The following is a 23,832-nucleotide window of genomic DNA, read 5'->3' on the forward strand; positions in this document are numbered from 1 at the left end:
TACCGTGATTCCGGTACGCACTCGATGAGCTACTGCCGCATATCGTGACATACGACGGTGCGTCGTTGTAAGTCGGCCCGCGCCGGTCGAACGCGTTCCGGCGGTAGGACACAATGAAGTCGTGTCCGACATCGTGAGAGTCCTGCTACTGGGCAGCACCGGATCCATTGGCACCCAAGCGCTCGAGGTGATCGCCGCCAATCCCGACCGCTTCGAGGTGGTCGGACTCGCCGCGCGCGGCGGCAACACCGAGTTGCTCGCCGCCCAGATGGCCGCTACGGGCACGCGCAATGTCGCCGTCGCCGATCCGGCCGCGGCCCAGCGGCTGGACCTGCCGCTGGGCGGCCCGGGCGCCGTGACCGAGCTGGTGCGCCGTACCGAGGCGGACGTCGTGCTGAATGCGCTGGTCGGCTCGCTCGGGCTGGAGCCGACCCTGGCTACCCTCCAGTCGGGCACCCGACTCGCCCTCGCCAACAAGGAATCGCTGGTCGCGGGCGGTTCGCTGGTGACCAGCGCCGCCGCTCCCGGTCAAATCGTCCCGGTCGACTCGGAGCACTCCGCGCTGGCGCAGTGCCTGCGCGGCGGTCGCGCCGACGAGGTGGACCGGCTGGTGCTGACCGCTTCCGGCGGCCCGTTCCGTGGCTGGACCGCCGAGATGCTCGATTCGGTCGGGCCCGCCGAGGCCAAGGCGCATCCCACCTGGTCGATGGGCCTGATGAACACCCTGAACTCGGCCTCGCTGGTGAACAAGGGACTCGAGCTGATCGAAACGCACCTGCTGTTCGGGATCCCCTATGACCGCATCGATGTCACCGTGCACCCCCAATCGATCGTGCACTCGATGGTCACCTTCACCGACGGCTCCACGCTCGCGCAGGCCAGCCCGCCGGACATGAAGCTGCCCATCGCGCTGGCGCTGGGCTGGCCGGACCGGGTGCCCGGCGCGGCCGCGGCCTGCGATTTCGGCACCGCGTCCAGCTGGACGTTCGAACCGGTCGACAACGATGTCTTCCCCGCGGTAGAGCTGGCGCGCGCGGCCGGCCAGGCCGGTGGCAGCGTCACCGCGGTCTACAACGCCGCCAACGAGGTCGCGGTGCAGGCCTTCCTGGATGGCGCCCTCCGTTTCCCGCAGATCGTCGGCACGGTGGCCGCGGCCGTGGAGGCGGCGGAGCAATGGCGCGCGGAGCCGCGATCGCTCGACGAGGTCCTCGCCGCGGACACCTGGGCGCGGGAGTTCGCGGCCGCCCGGATTCGCGGCTGAGACCCTGCGGCGCCGGATCGGACGCGCGCACCGACGGCGTGCTGGCACACTGAACACACAGGACAGGACTTTGTCCGGTTAGGGTGAACGGAGTGCTCGCGGCCAGGAGCGGACGCGTGCGTGCGGGATATTCGAGCTGCGCAAACGCAGGAGGGCTGTAGAGCAAATGGTGTTCGCGTTGGGATTCGTGCTGTTCGCGCTGGGCATCACCGTGTCGATCGCGCTGCACGAATGTGGGCACATGTGGACCGCCCAGGCGACCGGCATGAAGGTGCGGCGGTACTTCATCGGATTCGGGCCGAAGATCTTCTCGTTCCGTCGTGGGGAGACCGAATACGGCCTCAAGGCGCTTCCGCTCGGCGGATTCTGCGACATCGCGGGCATGACCGCGCTCGACGAATTGCGCCCGGAAGAACTCGACCGCGCCATGTACCGCCAGGCCACCTGGAAGCGGCTGGTCGTGATGTCCGGCGGCATCGCGATGAACTTCGTCCTCGGCTTCATCCTGATCGTGGTGCTCGCGGTCGGCTGGGGGTTGCCGAATCTGAAGGAACCCCCCGCGACCGCGCTGGGCGTCATGAGCTGCGTACCACAAGGGAAGGCCGACGGCTCCAGCGAGCCGTGCACCGGCACGGGCCCGGCGCAGCGTGCCGGACTGCAGCGCGGTGACATCGTCAAAGAGGTGAACGGCGTCAAGGTGGACACCTGGCGGCAGTTCCAGGCCGAGACCCAGAAGCAGACCGGCCCGTTCACCTACCTCATCGAGCGCGACGGCAGCACCCTCAGCATTCCGGTCACCCCGGAGCGGGTCATGCGCTATCCCGAGGGCGGCGGCGAGGGCCGTGAGGTCGGCGCCGTCGGCGTGGCGCCGGAGCGCTACGACCCCGTGCAATACGACCTGCTGGGCGCTATTCCCGCCGCCGCCGTGTTCACCGGCGACATGTTCGTGCGCACCGTCGATTCGCTGACCCAGATGCCCGCGAAGGTCTCGGCGCTGTGGGACGCGGTCACCGGCGGTGAGCGGGATCCGGAGACCCCGGTCAGCGTGTACGGCGCCAGCAAGATCGGCGGCGAGACCGCGGAACGCGGCCTGTGGAACATGTTCATCCTGGTGCTGGCCAGCCTGAACTTCTTCCTCGGCATCTTCAACCTCCTGCCCTTGCTGCCGCTGGACGGGGGTCACATCGCGGTGGTGATCTACGAGAAGATCCGCAACACCATCCGCGGCTGGAAGGGACTGGCGCCCGGTGCGCCGGTGAACTACTTGAAGTTGCTGCCCGCGACCTATGTCGTCGTGGTGATCGGCGGTGCCTACATGCTGCTCACCCTCGCCGCCGACATCGTGAACCCGATCAAGCTGTTCTGAGCCGGGCTGCCGACCGGGCGGCGCGACCGGCGACGTAGGCTGGCGTGGTCGACCGGGGAAGCCTTGTCGTTGCTGTCACAGGGTGGCCGTCCTGCGCCAAGGCTAGACTCGGCACCGAACCGGCCGGACACGATGAAAGTAGGCAGCCGAAGGTGACCAGCACAATCGGATTGGGGATGCCGACCGCTCCCGCGGCAGTGCTCGCTCCACGGCGTAGGACCCGCCAGTTGATGGTGGGCAATGTCGGGGTGGGCAGCGACCACCCGATCTCGGTGCAGTCCATGACCACGACCAAGACCCACGACGTGAACGCCACCCTGCAGCAGATCGCGGAGCTGACCGCGTCGGGGTGCGACATCGTGCGGGTGGCCTGCCCGCGTCAGGAGGACGCGGACGCGCTGGCCACGATCGCGGCGAAATCCCAGATCCCGGTGATCGCCGACATCCACTTCCAGCCGCGCTACATCTTCGCCGCGATCGACGCCGGATGCGCCGCGGTGCGGGTCAACCCCGGCAACATCAAGGAGTTCGACGGCCGCGTCAAGGAGGTCGCCAAGGCCGCGGGCGCGGCGGGCATCCCGATTCGCATCGGCGTGAACGCCGGTTCGCTGGACAAGCGGATGCTGGAGAAGTACGGCAAGGCCACGCCGGAGGCGCTGGTGGAGTCGGCTCTGTGGGAGGCGAGCCTGTTCGAAGAGCACGGGTTCGGCGATATCAAGATCTCGGTCAAGCACAACGACCCGGTGGTCATGGTGGAGGCATACCGTCAGCTCGCCGCGCAGTGCGACTACCCGCTGCACCTCGGCGTCACCGAGGCGGGCCCGGCGTTCCAGGGCACGATCAAGTCGGCTGTCGCCTTCGGCGCGCTGTTGTCGGAGGGCATCGGTGACACGATCCGCGTTTCGCTGTCCGCGCCGCCTGCCGAGGAGGTCAAGGTCGGCGGACAGATCCTGCAGTCGCTGAACCTGCGTCCGCGCAAGCTGGAAATCGTGTCGTGCCCCTCGTGCGGGCGCGCTCAGGTCGACGTGTACACCCTGGCCAACGAGGTGACCGCGGGCCTGGAAGGCATGGCGGTGCCGCTGCGGGTGGCCGTGATGGGCTGCGTCGTGAACGGCCCCGGCGAGGCGCGCGAGGCCGACCTGGGTGTGGCCTCCGGCAACGGCAAGGGCCAGATCTTCGTCAAGGGCGAGGTCATCAAGACCGTCCCGGAGGCGCAGATCGTCGAGACGCTCATCGAAGAGGCGATGCGCATCGCCGAGGAGATGGGCACGGACGCGGGCACCGGCGAACCGGTCGTCACCGTCAGCTGAGCAGCCGCTCACCAGCGCTTTCGGCATAGCCATACCGCATCGCGCCGGTTCGTGGCAGGCTGTCACCGTGCGGAGTCTGCTGGAGCCGGCGCGACGGGCCAAATACGCCCCTGCGCGGCAGCTCGCTAATCGGGATCTTGCTCAGGTCTTGCGTGTGCTCGATGCCGATCCGGTGGCCTCGTGCATGGTCGCCGCCCGCCTGCAGGAGTTCGGCCTGGACAACCGGTGCGGCCAGGGGGAGCTCTGGAGCAGGGGCGGCCCCGCGGAGTCGCTGTGTTTCTCGGGTGCGAACCTGGTGCCGTTGCTCGGCAATCGTGACGCTCTGCGTGCGTTCGCCGACCGGGCGATCCGCTGGCCCCGCATCTGTTCCTCGGTGGTGGGACGCCGGGAACTGGCGTTACCGCTGTGGGAGATGCTGGCCGGTCACTGGGGCCCGGAGCGGGAGCTACGTGGGGAACAGCCGCTTCTCGCGCTGGCCCAGCCGCCGCTGGCCACGCCGGACCCGGAGGTCCGCCGGGTGCGCCACGACGAACTCGACCGCTATCTCTCGGCCGCGATCGCCATGTTCATCGAGGAGGTCGGCGTCGATCCGCGCGCGGGTGACGGTGGCCGCGGCTATCGCCGCCGCATCCAGAGCCTGATCGAATCCGGCCGCGCGTGGGCCCGTTTCGAGGACGGGGAAGTGGTCTTCAAAGCCGAGGTCGGCTCGCTGTCCCGGCGCACGGGCCAGATCCAAGGGGTCTGGGTCCATCCGGACCATCGGGGGAAGGGGTGCGGCACCTCGGGCACCGCGGCGGTCGCGAACGCCGTGGTCGCTTCGGGCCGCACCGCGAGCTTGTACGTGAACGACTACAACGCGATCGCCCGCCGCGCCTACAGCCGGGTCGGGTTCCGGCAGATCGCGACATTCGCCACCGTTCTGGTCGACTGAGCGCGCCCACGGCGAATGCCGGAGTGCCGCAGGCGTTTGCCCGGCAGTCACTATTACGATCGGTCCCGATGTCGACTCGGATGCTGCTCTCGCTCGCCGTCGCGGCCCTCACGGTGGCCGCCGCCGGTTGTGCGAGCGAGCCGCAAGGGCCTGTCCCCGCCGCGGACGCGTTCGTCAAAGCGTTCGCCGAGCACCGGGTGAGCGCCGCCGCCGACCTCACCAATCTGCCGGAGAAGGCCAGCGCCGCATTGCGTTCCGCATGGGATCAGCTCCAAGCCGAACAGCTCACCGCACGCACCGGCGCGGCGCGCGTCACCGGAGACACCGCGACCGTCGACTACACCTACGAATGGCGCCTGCCCAAGAACCGGACGTGGAAGTATTCGGGCCAGTTGCAGATGGGGCGCAGCAACCGACGCTGGATGGTCCGCTGGACCTCCTCCAACATCCACCCCAAGCTCGGCGACACCCAGACCATGGTGTTGCGCTCCAATCCGCCGCCGCGCGCGCGGGTCAACGAGCAGTCCGGCAGCGACGTCATGGTGCCCGGCAAGGTGTCGCGGGTCGCGTTCGTCGCGGCCGACGCCGCCGATCCCGGGAGCGTGGCCACCGCGCTGGCCGCGGCGCTACACCGTTTCGACAAGTCGCTGACGCCGGAGTCGATCCTCGAGGAGGCGAAGGCGGCCCGGGGCGCCTATACGGTCGCGCTGCTCAACGACATCGAATCCGCCCAGGTGACGACTGATCTCATCGGACTGCCCGGTGTCACGGTGACCCAGCAATGGGATCTGGTCGCCACCGATCGGGAATTCGCGCCCGATCTGCTCACCCAGGTGCGCAAAACGGTGATCGCGGAGGTGGACGGCAAAGCGGGGTGGAGCGTGGTCACCGTGAACGCCAACGGCGCCGACACCGACGTGCTGATGGACGTGCCCTCGCAACCCGCGCCGTCGTTCTCGCTCAGCGTCGACCGCAACGTGCAGAACGCCGCACAGCGTGCCGTGCAGCCACGGACCGAGCAGACCATGATGGTGGTGCTGCGCCCGTCCACCGGCGCGATTCTGGCGGTGGCCCAGAACAAGGCCGCCGACCGGGACGGTCCCCTCGCGACGATCGGCCAGTACCCGCCCGGCTCGGTGTTCAAGACGGTCACCGCGGCCGCGGCCATGGCGAATGGTCTCGCGACGCCGGATACGGTGCTGCCGTGCCCGAGCCGCATCGTCATCGGCGAGCGGACCATTCCCAACTACAACCTGTTCACCGTCGGGAACGTGCCGATGTCCACGGCCTACGAGCGGTCGTGCAACACCTCGTTCGCCAAACTCGCCAGTGAACTGCCGGGCCCCGCGTTGCATGACACCGCGGCGAAGCTCGGTGTCGGACCAGTCTATTCGGTGGTGGGGCTGCCGACGACCTCCGGCGCGGTGCCGTCCGCCGACGACCTGATCCAGCGCACCGAGGACGGCATCGGTCAGGGCAAAGTGGTGGTCAGCCCGTTCGGCATGGCGCTGATGGCGGCAACCATCGCGCACGGCTCGGCGCCGGTGCCGTACCTGATCGCGGGGCGGCCCACGCAGATCGATGGTGACCGCCCGGCGCTGGCTCCCGATGTCATCGAAGGACTGCGCACGATGATGCGCCAGGTGGTCGTCGGCGGCACGGCCGAGCGGATCGCCGATCAAGGCCCGGTCTACGGCAAGACCGGTGAAGCCGAGGTGGACGGCGGGTCGCACTCGTGGTTCGTCGGCTACCGTGGCGACCTCGCCTTCGCCACGCTGCTGGTCGAAGGCGGCAGCTCCGACAACGCGGTCGCGGTGACACGCGACATGTTGGCGGCGCTGCCTGCTGGATACTGATGCAACTCCGAACAGCGCGCGCCTCGGCGGGGAACGTCGCGGAGCCGGACTCGGAACGGTGCACGCACACCGATCCGAGTCCGGCGGACCGGCCGGTCATTGGCCGACGGCCGATTCGATCAGCAGATGCTCCAAGCTGATCGTGTGGTCGGCGTACTTGTCGACACCGATGACCGCGACGAAATCCCGATCACCGGCACGCTGCTGCAGCGACGCCCACGAGTTGGCGAGATACCAACCGGCTCCGGCGGTGCCGCGTGCGCCCAGACCACCGCAGTACATCCGATACCGGCCGGGATGCCGATCGGCGTCGGGGCGTACCCGGGCGACGATGCCGATGTTGCGGTCATCGCCGGAGCTGTAACTACTTCCGTCGGCCAGCCGCAGGTACACGGTAAGGGAACCGTCCTCGGCAGTGCTGTCCCACAGGGTGAACAGCGGACGCTCGGCGGTGTCCAGGTACCGGCGCAGGAAGTCGTTGCCGCTGAGCCCGAAGCTGATATACGGGCGGTCGCGGTGGACGACGTGATCGCGGTCGCTGCGGACGTCGACCGGGATGCTGGTGTGGCGTTGCAGAAACGACAGCACGTACAGCAATCCACGAAGCTCGTTCTCACCCACTACGGACGGAACGTCGTATTGTGTCGGAAACACGCTGGCTTGCTTGTCGAACACGCGCTGCCGGCCGATCCCTGCCGCCCGGAGCGCTTCCACCGAAGACCGTGCCAGCTCGAACACCGGATAAACCAGCGTCGTTCCGTTCGTGGTCATCTCGGCGCCGAGGAAAGCCTCGACCGAGGCGTCTGTGCCGGAGAAGCCCGCCTCGTGCGAACGGAGTTCGGCGGGTGTGGAGTTGGCCATCTGAAACAATCCCTCCACGGTCCAGCCCGGGAACATTCGCTCCAGCACCCGGCAGTGATAGTCGCGCGGAAGTCCGATCATGCGCCCGGACAACCACTGGTAGTACTGCGCTTTCGCCGGCCCATGCCCGGGAGGGATGGGCGGATCCAGGCGCGCCGCGCACCTGTCGTACGCGGCCAGAAAATCGTGATGACTCTTGAGATGCCGCTCCGCCAGCAGCATCTTCAGTACGGTCGCCAACGAAACCCCCTTACCCCTGCAGCCTCCGTCCACGGTGACGGAGACTCATGTCGTATTCGCTCAACCGCGACGAAACTGGGCCGCCGGCGAGAAGCCTGCCGACGGCCCAGCCGTTTCAGCCGTCAGATGTAGATGAATGGGAGACCATTACTGGTTCCTCCGGAGGTGGTCGCGGTGACTTGCACTGTTCCCGTTCCGGCGGGAGTGACGGCGGTGATCTGTGTTGCGGAGTCGACGGTGAACGAAGCTGCCGGTGTGCCGCCGAAATCGACGGCCGTAGTGCCTGTCAGGTCGGTCCCGGTGAGGACGACCGTCGTTCCACCGGCCGCCGGCCCTACGTTCGGAAGCACGACCGCGAGTGTCGGTACCGCGATGTAGGTGTAGGCGAGGCCGTTGCTGGTTCCGCCGGGGGTGGTGGCGGTGACTTGCACCGTACCGGTCCCGGCGGGCGCTACGGCGGTGATCTGCGTTGCCGAATCGATCGTGAACGAGGTCGCCGGTGTGCCACCGAAATCGACCGAGGTAGTCCCGGTCAGCCCCGTGCCGGTGAGGATGACGGTTGTCCCGCCCGCTTCCGTGCCGACACTGGGAACCGCCGCGGTGAGGGCGGGAACCGCGACGTAGGTGTAGGCGACGCCGTTGGTGGTTCCGCCCGGGGTGGTGGCCGTGATCTGGACGATTCCGGTCCCCGCCGGGGCGACAGCCGTGATCTGAGTGGGTGCGTCGACCGTGAACGAGGTCGCCGGTGTGGCGCCGAAGTTCACCGCTGTCGTACCGGTCAGGTTGGTGCCCGTGAGAACGACGGTCGTGCCACCGGACACTGAGCCCAGGGTCGGAGCCGCCGCGGTGAGGGTGGGCAGCGCGACGTAGGTGTAGGCGACGCCGTTGCTGGTTCCACCCGCGGTGGTGGCCGTGACCTGGACAGTTCCGGTCCCTGCTGGGGCGACGGCCGTGATCTGGGTGTCGGAATCGACGATGAACGAGGTCGCCGGCGTGGCGCCGAAGTTCACCGCGGAGGTAGTAGACAACCCTGCTCCGGTGATGACGACGATGGTTCCGCCGGCGACCGGTCCTACATTCGGCACCACCGTGGTCAGGACGGGGATCGGGATGTAGGTGTAGGCGACGCCGTTGCTGGTTCCACCCGGGCCGGTGGCGGTGATTTGCACCGTCCCGGTCCCCGCCGGGGCTACGGCGGTGATCTGGGTGGCGGAGTCGACGGTGAACGAGGTGGCCGGTGTAGCGCCGAAGTTCACGGCGGTGGTGCCGGTCAGTCCCGTTCCGGTGAGCACGACTGTCGTACCGCCCGATACGGTGCCCACGTTGGGAACCGTCGCGGTCAGGGTGGGGACCGGGATGTAGGTGTAGGCGACGCCGTTGCTGGTTCCGCCGGGGGTGGTGACGGTCAGCTGCACGGTTCCGGTCCCGGCGGGAGCGATGGCCGTGATCTGCGTGGCGGAATCGACGGTGAACGAGGTGGCCGGTGTGGCGCCGAAGTTCACCGCCGTCGCTCCCGTCAGTCCTGTTCCAGTGATCACGACTGTCGTGCCACCGGTCGCGGGACCCACATTCGGCACCTCCGTGGTCACGGCGGGGATCGGGATGTAGGTGTAGGCGACGCCGTTGCTGGTTCCGCCGGGGGTGGTGACGGTCAGCTGCACGGTTCCGGTCCCGGCCGGAGCGACGGCCGTGATCTGGGTGCCGGAGTTGACGATGAACGAGGTGGCCGGTGTGGCGCCGAAGTTCACCGCGGTAGCCCCGGTCAATCCTGTGCCGGTGATGACGACGGTCGTCCCGCCCGCTTCCACGCCCGCGTTCGGTACCACCGCGGTGACAGTGGGCAGCGCGACGTAGGTGTAGGCGACGCTGTTGCTGGTTCCGCCGGGGGTGGTGACGGTCAGCTGCACGGTTCCGGTCCCGGCCGGAGCGACGGCCGTGATCTGCGTGGCGGAGTCGACAGTGAACGAGGTGGCCGGTGTGGCGCCGAAGTTCACCGCGGTAGCCCCGGTCAGGCCCGTTCCGGTGATGACGACTGTGGTTCCGCCGGTGACCGGTCCTACGCTCGGGACCACCGTGGTCACGGCGGGCACGGCGACATACGTGTAGGCGGCGGCGTTACTGGTTCCGCCCGCGGTGGTGACGGTGACTCCCACGGTCCCCGTCCCCGCGGGGGCGATTGCCGTGATCTGGGTGTCGGAGTTTACGGTGAACGAAGCTGCCGGTGTGGCGCCGAAGTTCACCGCGGTGGCTCCGGTCAGGCCCGTTCCGGTGATGACGACTGTGGTTCCGCCGGTGACCGGTCCTACGTTCGGCACCACCGTGGTGATGGCGGGCACCGGAATGTAGGTGTAGGCGATGCCGTTGCTGGTTCCGCCGGGTGTCGTGACGGTGACTTGCACGGTTCCGGTCCCGGCCGGCGCGACCGCCGTGATCTGGGTGGCCGAGTTGACGATGAACGAGCTCGCCGGTGTGGCGCCGAAGTTGACCGCTGTCGCTCCCGTGAGATTCGTTCCGGTGATGACGACCGTTGTCCCGCCGGTGACCGGACCGGTATTGGGCACCAACGTGGTGATGGCGGGCACCGCCACATAGGTGAAGGGAAGGCCGTTGCTGGTTCCGCCGGCAGTGGTGACGGTGACCTGCACGGTCCCCGTTCCGGCTGGAGCGACAGCGGTGATCTGGGTGTCGGAGTTGACGACGAACGAGGTCGCCGGTGTGCCACCGAAGTTCACCGCCGTGGCGGTCGACAGGCCCGTTCCCGTGATGACGACCGTGGTTCCGCCGGTTGTCGGGCCGGTCGTGGGTACCAGGCTGGTCAGCGCTGGGACACCGGCATAGGTGTAGGTGACACCGTTGCTGGTCCCGCCCGAACCCGTGACCGTGACCTGCACGCTCCCCGTTCCGGGAGGCGCGATGGCGGTGATCTGAGTGGGCGAATTGACCGTGAAAATGGTTGCGGTGTTGCCGAACCGGACAGTCAGCGGGCCGGTGAACCCGGTGCCGGTGATCGTGACGGTGTTACCTCCCGAGGCAGGCCCGGCGGTCGGCGAAATGGAGGTGATGGTGGGGACGACCACGTAGATGAACGGCACCGCACCGCTGGTGCCGCCCGGACCGGTGACCGTGACCGGCACGATGCCGGTACCGGCCGGCGTGACAGCCGTGATCTGGGTGTCGGAGTTGACGACGAACGAGGTCGCCGGTGTGTTGCCGAAATTGACCGCGGTGGCTCCCGTGAAGCCCGATCCGGTGAGCGTGACCGTCGTCCCGCCCGCGGTGGAGCCTTGATTCGGGTTGATGCTGTTGAGTGCGGGAACCGGAACGTAGGTGTAGGGGAGGCCATTGCTGGTTCCCCCCGCGTTGCTGACGGTGACCTGCACCGTACCGACCGAGCCGGCCGGGGCGATGGCCGTGATCTGAGTGGGGGAGTCGATCGTGAAAGTGGTCGCGGTACCGCCGAACCGCACGGTCGTCGGACCGCCGAATCCGGTACCCGTGATCACGACACTGGTTCCACCCGTTGCGGGCCCTGATGTCGGGGAGAGGGAAGTGATGGTAGGCATGACGCTGCCTCCTTTTGCCGTGGTGATGATTCCTCTGCACCGGGGGGCGCCCGCCGCTCTTCAGCGGCCCGGCTATCTCCATTAACGCCTTTGGATTGATGCCTGGCAACGTATCTCGCGATCCGTTTTGGTCCGTTTTCGGTTGACCGGCGGTACGTCGGTCAGCGGCGCGAACATCCTGGCAGGCGTTGTGGCAGCAATATTTTCGATGGCGCTGCGCCGCCGTCGATGAGGGCACCGCTAGCACGCAGCATGCCGAGATCTGCGGTCCCGGCGAACGATTGGCGACCATCCGGAACGTCCTTCGGCATCCCGGCTCGGAAGCCTTTTCCGGGTTACAGGAACAGTTCCGGTGGGTCGTCGAACTCGATGCCCGCCTGCCGTGCCCGGGTCACCATCCTGCGATCCCACTCGCGGTGGACCCGGAGCGCCATGCGGAACTCGCCCATCTGCTCGGACATCTGCTGTGTCTGTGAAATGGCGAGGTCGCTCAGTACCTTCGCGGCATCGGCCTTCGTCTTCGTCATGGTGGCGTCGACATCGCCGCGCTTGAACCACCCCGTCACGGCTGCCGAGAGCACCGAAGAGCTGGCGATGAGCACCAGCGCCGCGAAGATCGGCGACTGCTGGACGATATTCATGACGCCTCCCTCATCCTGACCGCGTGCAACGTCCGAACGTCCCGCAGCACCTGTCGGCGCTTCCACAAGAACGCGACGCCCAAGGCGATCGGCAGCGGACCGCCGAGAACCGTGGCCGGGCCGAGGGTTCGGTGCTGGATCTGCAACAGCAGTAGCTGCGCACCGAAGGCCACCAGGGACCAACCGAGCGCCCCTAAGCCGACTTGTTCGACCAGATAACCCCAGACACGCCGGGCGAACAGGCCGACCAGCGTCGTGACGCAGCCGACCAGCATCAAAACGAGCCACAGCGTGCGAAATCCCGCGGGCATAGCCGCGGTCGCCGAACCCGGCGGTGGACCGTAGACGCAGTGCAACAGCATCGAGACACCGAATACCGCGCACAGCACCACCTCGAAGGGGTCGTGGCGTGTCTTCTCCTTCTGGGCCCTCATGCCGGTTCACCGCTATCCGGTGGCGCCGGGCTCACCCGGTGGCGCGCCGATTCGACTGCGGGCAAGCCCAGTGCCGCCGCGACGATCGCGAGGACGAACCCCGAGAGGTCGGCGGAGACGACACCCTTGGTGACGCCGTACCCGATCAGCGCTACCAGCAGTGGGTACAGCAATGCGCGAACGGGCTCGCTGTGCAGGATGGTGATCACCTTGTTCATCGGTTCTTCCCTTTCTTCTTCTGTATCGACGGTGCTGCCGGCTGATGCCGGAGCCCGCCGTCTGAAAACCCACCGTTGGGTTTGTTCGAACACGGCAGGTCCGGGCGTTCGGATTGCGCCGTGTCGTTGGAGTGCCGCCCCGAGCCGGGGAATCAGACGAACCCGTATGCGTCCGTGAAGGCTTCGTGGTGCGGTGTCGCGGCCTGTGCCGGTGCGGCACCGTCCACCGGAGTACCGGTCGTCGCCCTGGCACGTCGATCCGGTGAGTGGTGTCCCGAGGAGGGAGAGAGGAAGGTAGGCATTGGGCTGCCTCTCTGTTTGCTGGTTCCTCTGTACCGGGGTGCCCGACGCTGGCGGCGAACCGGTTAACTCCGTTATGCCCCATGATCAGCGGGTCGGCAACGCGCCGAATGATCCGTTTTTGTCCGTTTTCCAGATTGTTGCCACGTATTGACCAGGCGGAGGCGCGATCCGGTCGGACCGCATCCTCCGGCCGTGCCGCAGTGTGGTTCTCGCCGGTGCGGCGAGCCGGGGTCCGACACCCCCGGGAAGCGGCCGCCTCGCCGAAGCGGAAACGCCATGCCCGCCGGAATTCTCGTCGTCGCGCCGGTGCGTCTACCAGTCCGCGGGTCGGCAGAGCGAGATCGTTGATGCCTGTCGGGAGGAGATCCGGGCGCCACGCGAGTCGTGCCATCCGATCGGACCGAAGACTCAGGGATTCACGCTCGAATGCGACCGGGCCGCCGCCGGATACCCCGGCGGCGGCCCATGCGCTGTCCCGATCAGACGTAGGAGTACGTGACACCGTTACTGGTACCGCCGGACCCGGTGACGGTCACCTGCACATCCCCGGCCGCGTGGGCCGGTCCGACGGCGGTGATCTGGAGAGCCGAGTCGACGGTGAAAGTCGTCGCGGTGTCGCCGAACCGCACGGTGAGCGGACCGGTGAACCCGGTGCCGGAGATCGTGACGTTGTTCCCACCCGACGTGGGCCCCGAAGTCGGCGTGACCGCCGAGATGGCGGGCACCACGACGTAGCTGAAGGTGACCCCGTTGCTGGTGCCACCCGGAGCGGTGACGGTGACCGAGACGATGCCCGTGCCCGCGGGGGCGACGGCCGTGATCTGCGTGTCCGAGTCGACGGTGAACGAAGTCGCCGGTGTGGTGCCGAAAGTGACCGCGGTGGCGCCCGTCAGCCCCGACCCGGTGAGCGTGACCGTCGTCCCTCCGGAGGTGGACCCCTGGCCGGGCGCGATGGAACTCGAGGACGGAACCGCGAGATAGGTGTAGGTGGCTCCGTTGCTGGTTCCGCTCGAGTCCGAGACCGTCACCTGCACCGGACCGGCCGACCCCGCCGGAGCGATGGCCGTGATCTGAATCGCGGAATCGATGGTGAAAGTTGTTGCGGTGGAGCCGAAACGCACGGTCAGCGGACCGGTGAATCCGGTACCGGCGATCGTGACGCTGGTGCCTCCTGTGGTCGGGCCCGAGGTCGGGGTGATCGAAGTGATAGTGGGCACGGCGATGCCTCCTGGTTCCGTAGAGATTTCCTCTGCACCGGGGAGGGCGCCCCGACTCACTCAGTGACCCGGCACTTTCCATTAGGACCCCGCGCCGCTACGTCGGCAATAATCCACCCACTCCGTTTTTGTCCGTTTTCCTCGTTCGTCCCCGGTGGGCGTAGCTCGGCGGTGCCTCGCGAATTTTGGCCTTGGCCATCGCTTCATCGCGGCCCATATCGTGGCCGGCCGCGCCGAGGGCGATCCGGCCTTCGCGCGAAGGCGACAATTCGGCTCCCCTCGGCTATCTGTTGTGCCGAGTCGGCATCTGAATCCCGATGACCCCGCCCTCGCCCGGCACGTAGCCCGCCGGACCATCGCACCCTCGTGACGGATTCATCTTGACTGGGCCCCGCCGGTAACCTTCCGACGCCGACACCAGGTCCGGCAGCACCAGGCGGATACGGTGGCCGCTCGGCGGCGGTCGGAGTCCGTCGGCAGTTGCTTCGGAGCGGTATCGTGGACCCGGCCGTGCTATCCGAGCGCGTTGCGTCCGAGGGGGATTCATTGACCGAGAGAACCGGTGCGGGATTCGATGTGTGGGGCTGGTCGGCCTCCGCTGGACTTCCACCGATGCACGGCTCGGTCGTGCCCGTCGACCCGCGCGGGTAGGAATGGAAGCGTGATCGGTCAGCCGCCACCGCTCCCGGCGGGCCCGGGTCCGGTGCTCGACGCCAGGGCAGTCCTGAACGGAACCGTCGACATGCGCGCCTACCGGCGCAAGTATCTGGTCATCTGCGCGCAACCCCGGCGAGGTCTCGCCTGGGATGCAGGCCTGCTGAAAGCCAACCACCAGGCGAGTTTGTCGACGCTGACCTCCTGCATCGAATGGCTGGACATGCACTTCGGCTGGGAACTGGTAAGCGTCTTCACCCGCCAAGTCGACAAGTACTACATCCACCACGCGATGCTTCGGCGTCGATAGACGGTCGGCGGCAATCCATGCGGCGAAGCGGGACCGGCCGCACGCCGCCGCCGGTCGCGTTCCGCTGATCGACCCTCCGCCGTCAACCCTTGAGCGCGCGGATCATGTCGACGAGCACCTGCGCGCCCGCTTGCGTGCCTTGTTCATCGCCGTTCTTGAACCCGAGTTTGCCTTCCCAACCGTCGATCTCGCCGATCAGCTCGAACCAGGGGCGTGTAGTGGCAGGATCCGCATAGTCGGGTATAGGCTTGACGACTTCCACGACACGGATCCCATCGATAGTCAAAGTGCGGGCCGGGTGTTCCACCTGGTTCGCCGGAGTGGTGCTATCGGCGAGGTGGACCAGAGAAATGTATCCCACATAATCCCGTTCCGACTTGTGGTAACTGCATCCATTTCCCCCGCCGATCTTCTCGCTCATCGGCTTGGTGACATCGACGCTGACCTTCAGGTCGGCTGTCTCATATCGACCGGCGAAGAACTCCTTCGGATAGTCACACAATTCCTGAATCGAATGACTGCTCTCTACCGCTACCCATTGATCGGTATCGGTGCGTGGGAGCAGGTCGCATCCCGAGAGCAGCGCAGTCAACGCTGCGACCGTGATGAGTTCGGGTAGTTTCACAGTGCGGCCCACTCGGGTCCTGGTGCTTCGGTATCGAAATCTCTCGAGGCGCTTTGCGGCCAGTGATCGTTGTGGAATCCCTTCTGGTTCGCCGTCGACTCGTGTATGCGATTGATGTTCTGTTTCTCGGTCAACAAGGCGGCGACAAGTTTCTTCCCATAATCGACCGCCTTCTTGATTATTCCGGCCAGGGCATCGATCGCGTCTGAAACTCCCCATGGCGCGCCCACTCCGGTTGCGATCTTGGACAGCGCCGCACCGAAATCGACAAGGAATCCGATTATATCCTGAACTATGGTGGAGTAGAACTCCCAAGCGGAATTCGCTACCGCGGCGAGGCTGTCACCGAGCTTGTCGCATATCGCCTTGGCCGAATCCATGGCCGTGTCCTGCAACGTGCGTGCCGCGCCGTAACGAAGCGCGGCGGATCCCTGCCAGTACCCCAGCACGTTGCCTTTGTTCACTTCGTTGTTCTGAGCCGCGCCGATCATGGATTTCAGCTTCAGCCATTCCTCACTTGTTTGAAGAAAGGCAACCGGCGCTCGCAGGCCTTCACTGGCATCGTGAAGATCCGTCAACAACTCACGGATCTTGTCCTTGATTTCCTTTTTGTGCTCTTGCATGTAACCGGTGAAGTCGTCATTGCTGATCGCGCCGTACGCGGCTCCCACTGTCGCACCGAGTACACCGAACAGGCTTCCACCCTCTGAAGCCGCTGCGGCTACGGCTGCCTTGTCGAACGCCTCGTCCACTTTGGCGGGCTGATTGCGTATTTCCTCGACCTTGTCAGCGAACTGGTCGAGCACGGTGTTGAGCTCATCGAGACTCTTCGTAGCGCCCACAACTATCCTTCGTCCAGTTTGATCAGCACGTTTGCGAAGCTTTGGTCCTGCTCCGCATATACTTTGGCGACATGCGCGAGAACCTCCCCGATTGATTGTGTCTCAGTGCGCCCTTCGCTGAGTCTATCTTGCATATACTGTGCAGCGGCTACCTGGGCATTCCAGGTCTCCTGGTATAAGGCCCATACCACTTCTTTGTGACCTTCACGTATTTCTTGCGACTTTTCTGCGGCGTCGCCGAGGCAATCGGATGCGCGGATCCAGGCGTTGGAAGCGGAAACCAACTGGTTGAGGTCCACCGAAAAGTCGGCCATCAGGAACTCCTTGTCAAATATTTTTTGTACTCTCCGAGCTCATATTCGAGTTCATCATCGGAGCGGTGGGACCATGATCCATCTTCATGAAATCGAGGGCGTTGTCGGCGTATCTGATTCGCGCAGTCGAGGATATCGTGGGCGATATATGAAGGACTGGCGGTGGACGCCCAAGCCGAATCGATTCTGATACTAGTGATACGGGAGATGCTTGCGGTCACAGTAACAGAATTCGACCCGAAATCTGTCCATGGGCCCTGGCCGATGAACAGGTCGTGTCCGCGGAGGGCCTGCTCCACTGCCTCGAATTCCGCAAGTGTCTGCGTATCGAGCAGGGTGATGAGTTGCCTACGGCGCGAGGGGGATGCGCTCAGTGCAGTAAACCTCCCCTGGGCGATGAGCGGCGCATCGTGACGCCAGAGTGCGGCGTAATAGCATGTCATCGCGGCGGCGGAAAGGTCGGATGGATCCAAGCGGGCGTGCAGATTCCGGTCCGCATCGACGGCGATGGGAAGGCGGCCGTCGTCCAACTCCATCGTGAACAATCCCGCACCGATCAAGCGGATATCAACGTGCTCATCCACCTTCAGTACCACCTCGCGCCGGGGCCATATGCGTCTTTGTCCTCACTGCGGCATCCTCTCCTCTATGTCCCCGAGCGACCTACAGCAGTCATCTGTACTACTTGGACGTCGCGGGACAGTGTTCGGTTCCAACGGAGCTACTACCAACTTTCGAGGCGGGTGGCTTCGAGGCGTTGGAGCGCTTGGGTGATCCAGGTGGTGAAGTGGGTGGTCAGGTCGGTGGGGGTGGTGGGGCGGATGGTGATGTGGTCGGTGCGGTGTTCGGTGTAGCGGCCGTCGGTGGAGATGTCGTGCCATTGGAGGACTTTGGTGGGTTTGGTGTGGGTGTGCAGGGGGGCGGTGATGAGGACGGCGGTGCCGCCGCCGTCGAGGGGGCGGCCGAGGAGGCGTTGGTACTGCTCGCGGGGGGTGTTGCGGGCGTTGTCCTGGAGGTAGGTGTCGCGGCGGGGGACCAGGTCGTCGGGGTGGAAGGTGGCGGGCTTCTCGGTTCCGGGAGCGCAGGCGGGGATGGCGTTCACGAGGCGTGCCGGGAGTTGTTCGGCGGGGAACATGCGTGCGCGGATCGGGCCGTGTTCGTGTTGATTGCCTGGCTGGCTGAGGACGACGGCGCGGTAGCTGTCGCGTGCGCCGAGGATTCGGTACTCGCGGATGTCGTCGGGGCCCGTGCTGTTCTTGTGCTTGCAGGTGCCGCCGAGGATCTCGATCCGGAGGTCGGAGTCGCCCAAGGTGCGGAAGGCCGCGATGATCTCGTCGAGCTCGTCCGTGGAGTAGCGGTCCCACACGGCGGCGCGGTGGGCGGCGAAGTCGTCGCGGAAGGCGAAACGGCTGGTGTAGCGCAAGGGGCTGGGGATGCGATCGTGCGCGTCGCTGTACCAGAGAGCGGCGAAGTCGTCCGGTTCCCAGGTCCATTCAGCCATGTGAGGTCCAATCCGGCCGCGTCGACGCGGCCACTGTTCACGCGCGCACGCCCGCTCGCCGATACGGCAGGCGGGCGTGCGCGGAGTCGAGAAGTACGCGGCCCGATCAGTCGGGCGTGCCGCCGATCACGCCGCCGGGCAGCGTTCTCGGAGGTTCACCGAGCAGCTCGTCGGTGTTCTCCTGAGTGATCAGATAGTCCGGCGTCTTGTGCTCGGACTCGTCGTCCTTGCCGCCGCCACGAGCGCCGGGCGCCATCATGCCGGGCATGCCGCTCGTGCCGCGCAGTCCGGTGGTGGCCCTCGCCGCAGCTGCCGGATTCACTGATGCGTTCGGCGTTCCCGGTGCGCCGGTGACGCTGCGTCCCGGTTGCGGGTGGCTCGTTGTGCTGGGCGTGCCGGGGCTGCCCGGGGAGCCGGGACTGTGCGGAGTCGGTGTGCCTGCCGGCGCAGTCTTGGTCGGGTCCGTGGTGGAGGCGGGGGTGGTAGACGTGGGGTCCACACCTGCGGGGGTGGTCGAAGTATCGGCCGCTGTCGTATCGGAGGATTGCTGGTCCTGGGCCGACTCGTCGGTGGACTGCTGCTCTTCGGTGCTCGTCTCGTCGGGCTTGCCGTCGCCATCCTTGTCGCCGGGAGTGCCGGAATCGGTCGTGGGACCGTTGCCCGTGTCGTTCGAGGTGGGTCCGCCACTGTCGTCGCCCTTGTATCCACCCGGCGGAGGCGCTGGTATGTCCACCGACGCGGTGGGGCCGACCGGCGTGGGGAGCACCGGAATCTTGCCGTCCATTTCGCTGAACGGCTGGACGTAGAACTCCTTCATCGCGACCCGCGCGGACTGCTCCGCCTCGGAGCGTTCGCCGTTGAGGCTCCAGCGCGTCGGGTGGAAGATGCGCTCACCGAAACTGAAATTGACGAGATCGGGGAGCGCCTTCTTAGTATTGGAGATTGCGGTGGCGGCGTCGCGGACCCGGCAGTACAACTCCTCGAGGGATGTCGTCAGATTCTGCGCGTCGCTGGTGTATTTGGCGATCGCGTTCTTAGATTGCTCCGCGGCGGGGCCGGACCAGGCTTGAGCGATGGAGGTCTGGATGGACCGGGCAAAGGTTTCTACACCCTGCTCCCACTGGGTGCGAGCTTGCCAGTATCTGTTTGCCTGATTGATAGCGTTCGTGGGATCGAGCGGTTCGAAAGTGCTGTTGATCCGGGCGTGTTCCCAGCTGTCGGGGTGCTCGCCGCCGCTCGGTATGCGTGTGCTCTCGTAGCCGCTCATTTGCCTGTTCCATCCGGGAGAGAGGTCGGCCCGTAGGGGAGTTGTACGGGCGGGCGATCGGGGAGCGCCGTGTTGAGCTTGTTGAATTCCGCCGCGAAGTCGCTGTCGGACTGCATCATCCGATCGCGAACGATCCGGTACGTCTCCTGGATGTCTTCGACGATGCGGTAGTGATCTTCCAAGATCTGGTAGACACTGTTGCCATCTGCGGCTCCGTTCGCCTTCATCCGGAAGCGGTCTACTACGGTGGTGGCCGAAACCATCCCGTCAGCCTTCTCACCAAGCCCCCATTTGTCTTCTCTGGCGATATCAACGACTGTGGTCTGGATATCGCGGATGGCTTCCTTGAAGAAGTTGCAATCGCGGTCGATGTAGATGAAGTCTTCCGGCTTCATGTCGACTGCTAACTGGCCTTCACGCGCTGCATTGATCATGTTCGCCATCGGCCGAGGCGCATCGTCGTCGCTCACTTCATCCCTCCCGACGAGTTCTCGAAATCTCGCTATACATTGCTCGGTATCGTTGGCACGATCTTCTCGGCCAGCGTCCGTGCGAGCTGGCACGAATCGATCGACCCAGTATCGCGATTGGACGCCGGATTGAGCAGGTTGATGTCGAGGCTGCCTTCCTGCATTGCGACGTTCACCGTGCACGCATCCTTGATGTTCGGGCCATCGAACTGACGTGTCGATATTGCTGCGCGCCCAGCGATGTTGAACTCGGTCGTCTCTGGGAAGTGCTTGTCTCGCGTCATCTCGACAGTGAGGTTCGTCGTGGTGATGGTTGCGAAGTAGCCGTCAGTGCGTCCGTATCGGCATCCGCGCCACTTGATCCCGCCATTGGCATCCGAGTTGGCTTCATTGCGGCGGCGAAGCTTCTCCGAGTCCAGGACGCTCTGCGGGATGTCTTTGCACGTGTCGAAGCCGGTGGGCACATCGGTGGCGATGCTCTGGTCAGCTGTGGAACTGGCGGTCGGGTGGGCATCTCCGTCGTTCGACGGGTTGCAGCTGGTCAGCGCACATATAGCACCGACGGCGAGGATGGCCAGTTGCAGTGAATTCCGCCCTATTGTCATGGCTCCCCTTGCGCACCGGTTCATTGTCCCTGGCTCATCGAGGCCGGACCGGCTTCTCCGCCCCCCGCAGCGAATGTCGACGCTACCGGCGGCTTTGACCGTGTGCAAGCGGCCGACGAGCGAGTGGAGGCTCCTGGAGCACGGCGGGTTGGTGGTTGCCCCGGACGCTTGGCTGCTGTGCGGCCGGGGCTGCGGACGGGCTTGGTCAGCTGTGCACCGCGTCGAGTCCAGCTCTGTTTAAGTAGCCGGTGAACGAATCCCACACATTCGGCGTGAAGATGAGAGCCGGGCCGGTGGGATTCTTCGAGTCACGTACACCCACGCAGCCTTCGCGGAGGAATGCGACCTCGACGCAGTCCCTCTCCGCGCTGCTGTAGGTGCTCTTGAACCAGGTGGCATCGGATAGGCTGGCGCTCATTCGGCGTACTCCTTGGCGATCTTGCGGATGAGGGCTCGGCTGTTCTCCTGGTCAAGGGCCGATCGCAGAATGTCGGCGTACGCCTGGCGGTACTGCCGAACCTCGTCAGGCTTCTCAAGATACAGGTTGCCGGTAAACCCCTGCATGTAAACGACCGGTGGTTCGGTGAGAGCGGCGGTGGGGTGCACAGGGAAGTCGAGCATCACGAACGAGCCGATGTTGAGCCCGGCGTATGCCTCCGCTGCAAGGGGGACTACCCGCACGGAAATATTCGACTGCTCACCCACTCGCAGCAGGTGCCTGAGCTGGCCTTCCATGACCGAGGGCCCTCCAATCGCCCGGTGTAGTGCAGATTCATCGATGACGGCCTCAAGGCGCAGCGGGTCAGAGTCGTTATCCAAGCGTGCCTTTCGCCGCCTGAACGCTTCGATCCATCGCTCGACCTCCGCTCCATTCATCGTTGGGAACCTGACCCAGATCAAGGCACGCCGATACTCGTCGGTTTGCAAGAGGCCAGGAAGCAAGGTCGTTTGGTAGGAGATGATTCGTCTGGCTGTCGCCTCCAACTCCACGAAGAGGTTGAAGTCTTTGAGGATAGTGTCATCGAAGGTATGCCACCATCCGGACCGCTTGGTCTCCTCGACCAGGTTGAGCAGGATCGCGGTGCGTTCTTCCGACGCGCCGTAGACCTGGCACAACCGCTCGATGAACAGCGGATGCAGCCGGACCGGTTGTCCGGTCTCCATCCGCCAGAGGGTCTGTTTGCCCACATCGATCGCGTCCCGCGCGTACTCCGCGCTGACGCCCGACTTGATCCGCAGCTCACGCAGCTGCCGCCCCAGCATCCGGCGGGGAAGGGTGGAACCGGTTGAAGTCACGACGAAATCCCTTTCGTAGCCTAAGTATTGGCCGGGTACCTAACTGGAACCGAATGGCGGGGGACCTTGGAACCTGGGCGATTTCCGCCCGGTTCCACCACTGAGAACATTCCCGCCCAGCAATATCCGGTGCTCTACTGAACCTCGCCCGGACCCATTCGAAGAAGTGCTGAAACCTTAACCGCCACAACGGTTCCAGGTCCAGCGACCGGGATTTTCGCGTACCGAACTATGTGAATCGAGGCAGGCGAATGAATCATGCGGCATTCGCGGACACTCCCGCGTCCCGCTGCGCGTTCTACCGCCGCACCTGTGGGCTGCCCGCCGGGATCCATCCGGAGATCGGCCGGATCGTCGTGAAGGCGGGTGTGGTGGGCGGGATCACGATGCCCGACAGGCTGGGGCAGTGCGTGCGTGACGACATGCTTTTCCGTGGTAGGCCACTCGGCCCGGTGGTCGCGCATATCCGTTCCCGCCGATGGACTTTTCTGTGCCGTCCCGATCTACCCGACGACATGCGGCTGTTCGCGGCCTTGTTCCGGCTCGACGTCTCGGTCGTGCCGTTCGGCAGTGAAATCGCGCTGCCGTCACCTGCCGATGCACCCGGCGCGTTTCGCCGATGGGTGATCGCGCCGCGAGACACGTTCCGTCCGTCCGGGATGGTGATCGTGGATTGCGTGCTGGCTCGCGCGGGCGGGAAAGGCGCGCCGTGAGCGAGGGCCTGCCGACGCGAAGTCAGCTGCTGGGAGCCTGCCGGGAGGGCGCACCGCCGCCGGACCATCCGGTGCTGCTGGGGGCGTGCGCTCTCGCGGAGCTGCATACGCGCCGGATCCAGGCGGGCCAGGGCTGCGCGTGCGACAACGATGAGCGCCGGGCCCGGTTGGTTCGTGACGTCGACCGCTGGGTCGAGACACGATTGCCCGCAGCGCGTGGCGGAGCCTATCTGCACACCGAATCGGTCGGCTCGGTGGTCGACCGCGTCGCCCGGCTCAGCGCGGGCGCGTACGCGGCGATGGCCGCCGACCAGGGCTGGGACCTGTGGTTCGCCTGGGAGCGACTGGCCGAACTGGCCGTGGCCTATGAGGATCTGGTCGGCGAGCTGCGCAGCGGACGCCGCCGGTTGCCGAGCGCTTTCTAGCGCGAGTCAGTTCCGCAGCAGGGTGGCGGCGAGGTGGTGCCGCAGTGGTTCGCCGACCGCCGCCATCCGGAGCGTGTAGTCGATCGTGTCGCCGGACACGTGCAGCGACCGGCCGACAGCGGTGACGAGTTTCGCGGTGCTGCTGCGCCCGATGGCGGTGGAGTCCAATTCCATGCGCAGCGTGCCGTCCTCGATCGTGAGCGAGCCCTCGCAGATTTCGGTGATGCCGGTGGGATGGGCGAGGATCAATTCGACGCGGTCGGGGCGCGGGCGTCGCAGATAGCCGGTCTCGGCGTGCAGCGGCCGGCCGTCGTCGGTGGCGCGGGTCTTCTGCCGGTAGGTGAGGAACGGTCGGCCGAGATGGCCGAACCGGATTTCCTCGATGTAGCCGAACGGCTGAATGGTCGGGTATTCACCCTGCCCATTACCGCGCCACGTGCCGAGCAGTGGAGCGAGCGGAGCGATATCGGGGTGCAGGGCAATCGCAGGCTGGGGTTCGACCACGGCGAACAGCCTAAACCCGTGCCCGTCCAACCGTTCGGGTACTCCCGAATTGCCGCACGCTAAGGTTAGCTTCGCCTTATCACCAATGTGGTGTGGTCGGAAAGG

The 23,832-nt window shown here is 65.9% G+C and carries 25 protein-coding genes; 8 read left to right on the plus strand and 17 right to left on the minus strand.

The genetic code is table 11. The features are described from left to right. The first annotated feature begins 121 nt into the window (after positions 1-121). The 5 genes from dxr to ABZ552_RS04940 all read left to right on the plus strand — a co-directional run bounded on the left by dxr (position 122) and on the right by ABZ552_RS04940 (position 6,724). Positions 122-1,261, plus strand: coding sequence for a 1-deoxy-D-xylulose-5-phosphate reductoisomerase (gene dxr, locus ABZ552_RS04920; protein WP_281878548.1), 1,140 nt, complete (start codon positions 122-124; stop codon positions 1,259-1,261). 166 nt (positions 1,262-1,427) lie between these two features. Beyond that, positions 1,428-2,627 carry a M50 family metallopeptidase gene (locus tag ABZ552_RS04925; protein WP_281878549.1) on the plus strand — a complete coding sequence of 400 codons (1,200 nt, stop codon included), beginning with the start codon at positions 1,428-1,430 and terminating at the stop codon, positions 2,625-2,627. A 152-nt stretch (positions 2,628-2,779) separates the two neighbouring features. Further along, positions 2,780-3,937, plus strand: coding sequence for a flavodoxin-dependent (E)-4-hydroxy-3-methylbut-2-enyl-diphosphate synthase (gene ispG / locus ABZ552_RS04930; RefSeq protein WP_281878550.1), 1,158 nt, complete (start codon positions 2,780-2,782; stop codon positions 3,935-3,937). Positions 3,938-4,004: 67 nt separating this feature from the next. Next, the gene (locus ABZ552_RS04935) at positions 4,005-4,868 is read left to right on the plus strand and encodes a GNAT family N-acetyltransferase (RefSeq protein ID WP_281878552.1); all 864 of its coding nucleotides are present in this window, start codon (positions 4,005-4,007) and stop codon (positions 4,866-4,868) included. A gap of 68 nt (positions 4,869-4,936) precedes the next feature. Then, positions 4,937-6,724 (plus strand): penicillin-binding transpeptidase domain-containing protein, encoded by a 1,788-nt coding sequence (locus ABZ552_RS04940; RefSeq protein ID WP_357435661.1) that lies wholly within the window; start codon positions 4,937-4,939, stop codon positions 6,722-6,724. Between the two features lie 96 nt (positions 6,725-6,820). On the opposite strand, the gene ABZ552_RS04945 is transcribed toward ABZ552_RS04940, so the two are convergent. From ABZ552_RS04945 to ABZ552_RS04970, 6 genes are all read right to left on the minus strand, one after another. After that, entirely contained in the window at positions 6,821-7,825 is a 1,005-nt protein-coding gene (locus ABZ552_RS04945; RefSeq protein WP_357435663.1) for a hypothetical protein, read from the minus strand. Positions 7,826-7,947: 122 nt separating this feature from the next. After that, positions 7,948-11,388, minus strand: a complete 3,441-nt coding sequence (locus ABZ552_RS04950) for an IPT/TIG domain-containing protein (RefSeq protein WP_357435664.1) — start codon at positions 11,386-11,388, stop codon at positions 7,948-7,950. 335 nt (positions 11,389-11,723) lie between these two features. Next, positions 11,724-12,029, minus strand: a complete 306-nt coding sequence (locus ABZ552_RS04955) for a hypothetical protein (protein ID WP_281878556.1) — start codon at positions 12,027-12,029, stop codon at positions 11,724-11,726. Then, on the minus strand, positions 12,026-12,463 hold the full coding sequence (locus ABZ552_RS04960) for a hypothetical protein (protein ID WP_357435666.1): 438 nt from the start codon (positions 12,461-12,463) through the stop codon (positions 12,026-12,028). The genes ABZ552_RS04955 and ABZ552_RS04960 overlap by 4 nt, the downstream gene beginning before the upstream one ends. Beyond that, positions 12,460-12,681: a hypothetical protein gene (locus ABZ552_RS04965; RefSeq protein ID WP_159838940.1), complete on the minus strand. Its 222-nt coding sequence runs from the start codon at positions 12,679-12,681 to the stop codon at positions 12,460-12,462. The genes ABZ552_RS04960 and ABZ552_RS04965 overlap by 4 nt, the downstream gene beginning before the upstream one ends. Positions 12,682-13,463: 782 nt before the next feature. After that, positions 13,464-14,201: an IPT/TIG domain-containing protein gene (locus ABZ552_RS04970; protein WP_357435668.1), complete on the minus strand. Its 738-nt coding sequence runs from the start codon at positions 14,199-14,201 to the stop codon at positions 13,464-13,466. Positions 14,202-14,862: 661 nt separating this feature from the next. Here ABZ552_RS04970 and ABZ552_RS04975 point away from each other — a divergent pair. Beyond that, positions 14,863-15,165: a hypothetical protein gene (locus tag ABZ552_RS04975; RefSeq protein ID WP_281917711.1), complete on the plus strand. Its 303-nt coding sequence runs from the start codon at positions 14,863-14,865 to the stop codon at positions 15,163-15,165. 82 nt (positions 15,166-15,247) lie between these two features. On the opposite strand, the gene ABZ552_RS04980 is transcribed toward ABZ552_RS04975, so the two are convergent. The 10 genes from ABZ552_RS04980 to ABZ552_RS05025 all read right to left on the minus strand — a co-directional run bounded on the left by ABZ552_RS04980 (position 15,248) and on the right by ABZ552_RS05025 (position 22,085). Next, complete coding sequence (locus tag ABZ552_RS04980) at positions 15,248-15,757, minus strand: hypothetical protein (RefSeq protein ID WP_357435671.1); 510 nt, start codon at positions 15,755-15,757, stop codon at positions 15,248-15,250. 29 nt (positions 15,758-15,786) lie between these two features. Further along, a complete protein-coding gene (locus tag ABZ552_RS04985) occupies positions 15,787-16,632 on the minus strand; it encodes a hypothetical protein (RefSeq protein WP_281917713.1) in 846 nt (281 codons plus the stop codon). Between the two features lie 2 nt (positions 16,633-16,634). Continuing rightward, positions 16,635-16,946, minus strand: coding sequence for a hypothetical protein (locus tag ABZ552_RS04990; RefSeq protein WP_281917714.1), 312 nt, complete (start codon positions 16,944-16,946; stop codon positions 16,635-16,637). Continuing rightward, positions 16,946-17,530, minus strand: coding sequence for a hypothetical protein (locus ABZ552_RS04995; protein ID WP_281917715.1), 585 nt, complete (start codon positions 17,528-17,530; stop codon positions 16,946-16,948). The genes ABZ552_RS04990 and ABZ552_RS04995 overlap by 1 nt, the downstream gene beginning before the upstream one ends. Positions 17,531-17,670: 140 nt before the next feature. After that, positions 17,671-18,447: an ESX secretion-associated protein EspG gene (locus ABZ552_RS05000; RefSeq protein ID WP_357435673.1), complete on the minus strand. Its 777-nt coding sequence runs from the start codon at positions 18,445-18,447 to the stop codon at positions 17,671-17,673. Between the two features lie 106 nt (positions 18,448-18,553). Then, positions 18,554-19,714, minus strand: coding sequence for a hypothetical protein (locus ABZ552_RS05005; protein ID WP_357435675.1), 1,161 nt, complete (start codon positions 19,712-19,714; stop codon positions 18,554-18,556). After that, positions 19,711-20,184: a hypothetical protein gene (locus ABZ552_RS05010; RefSeq protein WP_357435677.1), complete on the minus strand. Its 474-nt coding sequence runs from the start codon at positions 20,182-20,184 to the stop codon at positions 19,711-19,713. Before ABZ552_RS05010 ends, ABZ552_RS05005 begins: the two co-directional genes overlap by 4 nt. Before the next feature lie 32 nt (positions 20,185-20,216). Continuing rightward, a complete protein-coding gene (locus ABZ552_RS05015; protein WP_357435679.1) occupies positions 20,217-20,789 on the minus strand; it encodes a DUF3558 domain-containing protein in 573 nt (190 codons plus the stop codon). A gap of 205 nt (positions 20,790-20,994) precedes the next feature. Then, complete coding sequence (locus tag ABZ552_RS05020) at positions 20,995-21,207, minus strand: DUF397 domain-containing protein (RefSeq protein WP_357435681.1); 213 nt, start codon at positions 21,205-21,207, stop codon at positions 20,995-20,997. Then, entirely contained in the window at positions 21,204-22,085 is an 882-nt protein-coding gene (locus ABZ552_RS05025) for a helix-turn-helix transcriptional regulator (RefSeq protein WP_281917721.1), read from the minus strand. Before ABZ552_RS05025 ends, ABZ552_RS05020 begins: the two co-directional genes overlap by 4 nt. 251 nt (positions 22,086-22,336) lie before the next feature. Here ABZ552_RS05025 and ABZ552_RS05030 point away from each other — a divergent pair, with 251 nt between their 5' ends. Together ABZ552_RS05030 and ABZ552_RS05035 are read left to right on the plus strand one after the other, a co-directional pair. After that, positions 22,337-22,798 carry a DNA-directed RNA polymerase subunit beta gene (locus tag ABZ552_RS05030; RefSeq protein ID WP_281878575.1) on the plus strand — a complete coding sequence of 154 codons (462 nt, stop codon included), beginning with the start codon at positions 22,337-22,339 and terminating at the stop codon, positions 22,796-22,798. Continuing rightward, positions 22,795-23,223: a DUF4254 domain-containing protein gene (locus ABZ552_RS05035; protein ID WP_357435683.1), complete on the plus strand. Its 429-nt coding sequence runs from the start codon at positions 22,795-22,797 to the stop codon at positions 23,221-23,223. Before ABZ552_RS05030 ends, ABZ552_RS05035 begins: the two co-directional genes overlap by 4 nt. 6 nt (positions 23,224-23,229) lie before the next feature. On the opposite strand, the gene ABZ552_RS05040 is transcribed toward ABZ552_RS05035, so the two are convergent. Beyond that, positions 23,230-23,727, minus strand: a complete 498-nt coding sequence (locus ABZ552_RS05040; protein ID WP_281878579.1) for a peroxynitrite isomerase — start codon at positions 23,725-23,727, stop codon at positions 23,230-23,232. Positions 23,728-23,832 lie beyond the last annotated feature (105 nt).

This window comes from Nocardia sp. NPDC019219 (assembly GCF_040632645.1).
Taxonomy (GTDB): domain Bacteria; phylum Actinomycetota; class Actinomycetes; order Mycobacteriales; family Mycobacteriaceae; genus Nocardia; species Nocardia sputorum.

Coding starts and splice junctions, on each gene's coding strand:
- ABZ552_RS04925 (WP_281878549.1), top strand. CDS start 1,428: ATGGTGTTCGCGTTGGGATTCGTGCTGTTCGCGCTGGGCATCACCGTG.
- ABZ552_RS04940 (WP_357435661.1), top strand. CDS start 4,937: ATGTCGACTCGGATGCTGCTCTCGCTCGCCGTCGCGGCCCTCACGGTG.
- ABZ552_RS04950 (WP_357435664.1), bottom strand. CDS start 11,388: ATGCCTACCATCACTTCCCTCTCCCCGACATCAGGGCCCGCAACGGGT.
- ABZ552_RS04955 (WP_281878556.1), bottom strand. CDS start 12,029: ATGAATATCGTCCAGCAGTCGCCGATCTTCGCGGCGCTGGTGCTCATC.
- ABZ552_RS04960 (WP_357435666.1), bottom strand. CDS start 12,463: ATGAGGGCCCAGAAGGAGAAGACACGCCACGACCCCTTCGAGGTGGTG.
- ABZ552_RS04965 (WP_159838940.1), bottom strand. CDS start 12,681: ATGAACAAGGTGATCACCATCCTGCACAGCGAGCCCGTTCGCGCATTG.
- ABZ552_RS04990 (WP_281917714.1), bottom strand. CDS start 16,946: ATGGCCGACTTTTCGGTGGACCTCAACCAGTTGGTTTCCGCTTCCAAC.
- ABZ552_RS05000 (WP_357435673.1), bottom strand. CDS start 18,447: ATGGCTGAATGGACCTGGGAACCGGACGACTTCGCCGCTCTCTGGTAC.
- ABZ552_RS05005 (WP_357435675.1), bottom strand. CDS start 19,714: ATGAGCGGCTACGAGAGCACACGCATACCGAGCGGCGGCGAGCACCCC.
- ABZ552_RS05015 (WP_357435679.1), bottom strand. CDS start 20,789: ATGACAATAGGGCGGAATTCACTGCAACTGGCCATCCTCGCCGTCGGT.
- ABZ552_RS05020 (WP_357435681.1), bottom strand. CDS start 21,207: ATGAGCGCCAGCCTATCCGATGCCACCTGGTTCAAGAGCACCTACAGC.
- ABZ552_RS05030 (WP_281878575.1), top strand. CDS start 22,337: ATGAATCATGCGGCATTCGCGGACACTCCCGCGTCCCGCTGCGCGTTC.